Raw genomic sequence first — 4,278 nt, 5'->3', positions numbered from 1 at the left:
GCCGACCCCCGCGGCGGCCCAGCCGTGCACGAGGTCGGCCAGCCGCGGCCCCCCGGCGACGACCACGGTGAAGGCACCCTGGGTGCGGCCGCGCATCTCGTCGGTGGCGGCGGTCTGCAGGATCGCCATGCGGAAGATCGAGCTGACCATGTCCGCGGCACCCGCGAGCACGAGGAACAGCACGGCCGCCCACAGGGACGACGTCAGGCCGAACCCCACCACCGCCAGCCCCCACACCGCGATCGCGGCCACGACGGCGACCCCGTGCCGGTGGATCCGGCGGACCCACCCGGAGGTACCGCCGATCAGCATGGCACCGAGCGGAATCGCGGCGAACAGCCAGCCGAGGGCGAGGCCGCCGCCCGGCGGGTCGCCGAACGTGCGCTCGGCCATCTCCGGGAACAGTGCCCTCGGCATCCCGGCCACCATCGCCACGATGTCCACCACGAACGAGGCGAGCAGCACCTTCTGCGTGGCCATGTACCGGAAGCCGTCGAGGACGTCACGCAGTCCGGCGCGGCGGGCCGGCCCGGAGGTGGGCGGCAGGGACGGCAGTCGCCACACCGCCCACAGCACGGCGGCCAGCGCGAAGGTGTCGACGAGATACAGGCTGGACAGGCCCACCACCGGGAGCAGCGTGCCCGCGGCCATCGGCCCGAACACGGCGCCGAACGTGGTGACGGTGCCGGTCAGGGCCGCCGCGGACGGCAGCAGTTCCTCCGGCACGATCCGGGCCACGACGGCGTTGCGGGTGGGCATGTTGACGGCGAAGAACGCCTGGTTGACGCTGAGCAGGCCGAGCACCACCCACACCGACCCGACGCCGAGCAACGCCTGCGCCCACAGCAGGCACGCCGTCGCGGCGATGCCGGTGTTGGTCACCAGCAGAAGGGTTCGGCGGTCGACGGTGTCGGCCACGGCCCCGCCCCACAGACCGAACACCAGCAGCGGCACCAGGCCGAACAGCCCGGCGAGACCGACGTACGCCGAGGAGCCGGTGAGGTCGTAGAGCTGCTTCGGGACGGCGACCGCGGTGAGCTGGCTGCCGACCGCGGTGACGAGGGTGCTCAGCCACAGCCTGCGAAACGCCGGGATCCGCAACGGCCGCCGATCAGCGACCACGCTGTCCAGCACGCGCCGCACTCGTCCGGCCCGGGCCGTCCCCGACGTCTCCCGGCCCGCGACCGACCTCTCCGCACCCACGCCCGCGAACCTTAGCGTGGCTAACGATCCCCACTCACCCGGGTTGTGCCGTGAAGGGCACCTTCCCTGCGCTCAACGCAGCGAGGGGCACATTCACTGCATCACACGCAGGGAAGGTGCCCTTCACGGCAACACGGAGAGTGACCAGCTTGTTCACGGGGCGACGCGGCGGATGCGCCAGCCGTCCTCGGTGCGGACGAAGCGGAGGCGGTCGTGCAGGCGGTCCTGCCTGCCCTGCCAGAACTCGACCATCTCCGGCCGGATCCGCCACCCGCCCCAGTGCGGCGGCACGGGGACCTGCTCCACCCCGGCGAACCGCCGCTCGATCGACTGGAGCGCGGTGTCCAGGTCCCGCCGCGCGGCCACCGTGCGCGACTGCGGGGACGCCCACGCACCGAGCTGCGACCCCCGCGGCCGGGACGCCCAGTAGGCGGCGGTCTCGGCGGGCGCGACCTTCTCCACCTCGCCGCGCACGTGGACCTGCCGGTGGAGGCCGTACCAGGGGAAGGTCGCCGAGGCGTACCGGGTCGCCGTGAGGTCGTGGCTCTTGGCCGAGGTGTAGTTCGTGTAGAAGACCACGCCCCGGTCGTCCAGGCCCTTGCACAACACCGTGCGCGAGGACGGCAGGCCTTCGCTGTCGGCCGTGGCCAGCACCATCGCGTTCGGCTCCGGCACGACCACGTCCTCGGCCGCGACGGCCTCGTCGAGCCACCGCTGGAGCTGCTGATGCCAGGTGTCGGCGAGATCGGACTCGTCCAGGCCCGTGCCGTTGTACGTCACCCGCATCCCGGGCAGCCGTACGGCGGCCTCCCCGGCGTTGTCCAGTTCCGTCATACCGACCTCCCGCACTACCCCGCACGCCCGTGGGTACACACCGCACGCAGCGGCGCGACCCACCTTCCCGCAAGACGGTAAATGGTCCCGCGGCAGGGCGAAACCGCGCCCGTCGTGACGGGCGCCACCGGCCACGGGAACCTCCGTGCGAGGCGAACCGCACGATTCGGCCCGCACGCTTTTCTGAATCGTTCTCGGAATCGTGACCGAAACCACCGCCGACTTCGATTGATACCGCTCGGTAATCGGTGCAGAGTCTCATTCACCGTGCGACGAGGCGCGCGCGTGTGTGGGCCTCGCGCGGTGACCGCCTACCGGGGACTCGCGACGAAAGGTCCACTTCAGTGACATCGACGACAGATCAGGCCACCGCGAACGGGGCACAGGTCGACGACGGTTTCCGGCCCGGCCTCGAAGGTGTGGTCGCCTTCCGCACCGAGATCGCCGAACCGGACCGGGACGGCGGCGCGCTGCGATACCGGGGCGTGGACATCGAGGAACTCGCCGGGAAAGTGAACTTCGGCGACGTCTGGGGGCTGCTCGTCGACGGACATTTCGAGAACGGGCTGGCCCCCGCCGAACCGTTCCCGGTCCCGGTCCACAGCGGGGACGTGCGGGTCGACGTCCAGTCCGCCCTGCCCACGCTCGCCCAGCACTGGGGCTGCTCCCCGCTGCTGGACATCACCGACGACGAGGCACGGGAGCAGCTCGCCCGCGTCTCGGCGATGGCACTGTCCTGGGTCGCGCAGTCCGCGCGTGGCACGGGCGAGCCCGCGGTCCCGCAGTCCCGCGTCGACGCGGCACGCACCGTCACCGAGCGGTTCATGACGCGCTGGCGCGGCGAACCCGACCCGGCGCACGTCAAGGCGATCGACGCCTACTGGGTCTCCGCCGCCGAACACGGCCTCAACGCCTCCACCTTCACCGCCCGGGTCATCGCCTCCACCGGCGCCGACGTGGCCGCCTCGATGTCCGGGGCGATCGGCGCGATGTCCGGGCCGCTGCACGGCGGCGCCCCCGCGCGGGTACTGCCGATGATCGAGGAGGTGGAACGCACCGGGGACGCCCGTGCCGTGGTCAAGGGCATTCTGGACCGCAACGAGCGCCTGATGGGCTTCGGCCACCGGGTGTACCGCGCCGAGGACCCGCGGGCGCGCGTGCTCCGGCGGACCTGCCGGGAACTGGGTGCCGAACGGTACGAGGCCGCCGAGGCGCTGGAGCAGGCGGCGCTGGCCGAGCTGCGGGAGCGCCGCCCCGACCGGGCCATCGAGACGAACGTCGAGTTCTGGGCCGCGGTCATCCTCGACTTCGCCCGCGTACCGACGTCGATGATGCCCGCGCTGTTCACCTCCGCGCGGACCGCGGGCTGGGCCGCACACATCCTGGAGCAGAAGCGCACCGGCAGGCTGGTCCGCCCGTCGGCGAGCTACGTCGGGCCCGCTCCGCGCGACCCGGGCGAGGTGGCCGGGTCCGCCCGCGTCACGCGCCCCTGACGGTCCCGCCGACCGGTGGTGCGCCACGGACGGGGAGGTCGGCCACCGGTCGGCCTCCCCGGCTCACCCGTCCCGGCTCACCGTCACAGTCGTGAGGAACTGCCGGAACTCGCCGAGCACACCGTCGAGCTGATTTCGGGCACAGGTCAGCACGACCTCGATCACCGCCCGGGTGACGGGTTCGGCGACGTCCGCCATGGACAGGTACACCTGGCACTGGGTCAACGCCAGCGGCCGGTCGTCGACCAGGGTGGCGAAGTCCAGCATCTGGGTGAGCCCGGGTGCCTCCGCCGAGCCGATCCTCGTCCGGTCGCGCAGGGTCACCGGGCCCGCGGCCTGCTGCCTGATGCGTTCGACCGACTCGTCCCCCGTGGCGTCCAGGTCCTCGTCGTCGGCACGCAGCCGCCCGGAGATGGTGATGTTCGCGGTGAACCCGTCGCCGGCGTGCGGGTGCAGCGCCACGAACGCCACCCCGGGCGCACCGACCTCGTCCGGCGGCGCCGAGCGCCATCCCTCCGGCAACCGGAACTCGATCGGCACCGGTAACTGCGTGCCCATCCGCACCACTCCTCACCAGGTCGGGATACCCGTCGGGACCCGGGCACGGTCGCGGTCCGGCAGCGCCGGGAGACCCGCCCGGTCCGGGGAAGCGTATTCGTGTGGCCCCTCGCCGCCGCAGCCGGCGTCACCGGCGGGTCAGCGACGGCGTCGGCGCAGTACCGCGCGCACCAGGCCCGGCGTGAGGCGG

4 protein-coding genes are annotated in these 4,278 nt (G+C 72.7%); 1 reads left to right on the top strand and 3 read right to left on the bottom strand.

The window, feature by feature from the left end; all coding sequences use genetic code 11:
- Both SACHA_RS22885 and pdxH read right to left on the bottom strand, forming a co-directional pair.
- Positions 1–1,131, bottom strand: a 1,131-nt coding sequence (locus SACHA_RS22885; RefSeq protein ID WP_408640331.1) for an MFS transporter, incomplete at its 3' end; no start/stop codon positions are given.
- 225 nt (positions 1,132–1,356) lie between these two features.
- The gene (pdxH, locus tag SACHA_RS0117660; protein ID WP_028663308.1) at positions 1,357–2,037 is read right to left on the bottom strand and encodes a pyridoxamine 5'-phosphate oxidase; all 681 of its coding nucleotides are present in this window, start codon (positions 2,035–2,037) and stop codon (positions 1,357–1,359) included.
- 344 nt (positions 2,038–2,381) lie between these two features.
- Here pdxH and SACHA_RS0117655 point away from each other — a divergent pair, with 344 nt between their 5' ends.
- The gene (locus tag SACHA_RS0117655) at positions 2,382–3,530 is read left to right on the top strand and encodes a citrate synthase 2 (RefSeq protein WP_019811911.1); all 1,149 of its coding nucleotides are present in this window, start codon (positions 2,382–2,384) and stop codon (positions 3,528–3,530) included.
- Positions 3,531–3,593: 63 nt separating this feature from the next.
- Here SACHA_RS0117655 and SACHA_RS0117650 read toward each other — a convergent pair whose 3' ends face one another.
- A complete protein-coding gene (locus SACHA_RS0117650) occupies positions 3,594–4,088 on the bottom strand; it encodes a hypothetical protein (RefSeq protein ID WP_019811909.1) in 495 nt (164 codons plus the stop codon).
- Positions 4,089–4,278 lie beyond the last annotated feature (190 nt).

Source organism: Saccharomonospora halophila 8, assembly GCF_000383775.1.
In the GTDB taxonomy this organism is placed as follows: Bacteria; Actinomycetota; Actinomycetes; order Mycobacteriales; family Pseudonocardiaceae; genus Saccharomonospora; species Saccharomonospora halophila.
This window is presented reverse-complemented; position numbering and strand designations above follow the sequence as displayed.

Bases quoted from the DNA above. Each gene is read 5' to 3' on its own strand.
- pdxH (WP_028663308.1), bottom strand. From the start codon at position 2,037: ATGACGGAACTGGACAACGCCGGGGAGGCCGCCGTACGGCTGCCCGGG.
- SACHA_RS0117650 (WP_019811909.1), bottom strand. From the start codon at position 4,088: ATGGGCACGCAGTTACCGGTGCCGATCGAGTTCCGGTTGCCGGAGGGA.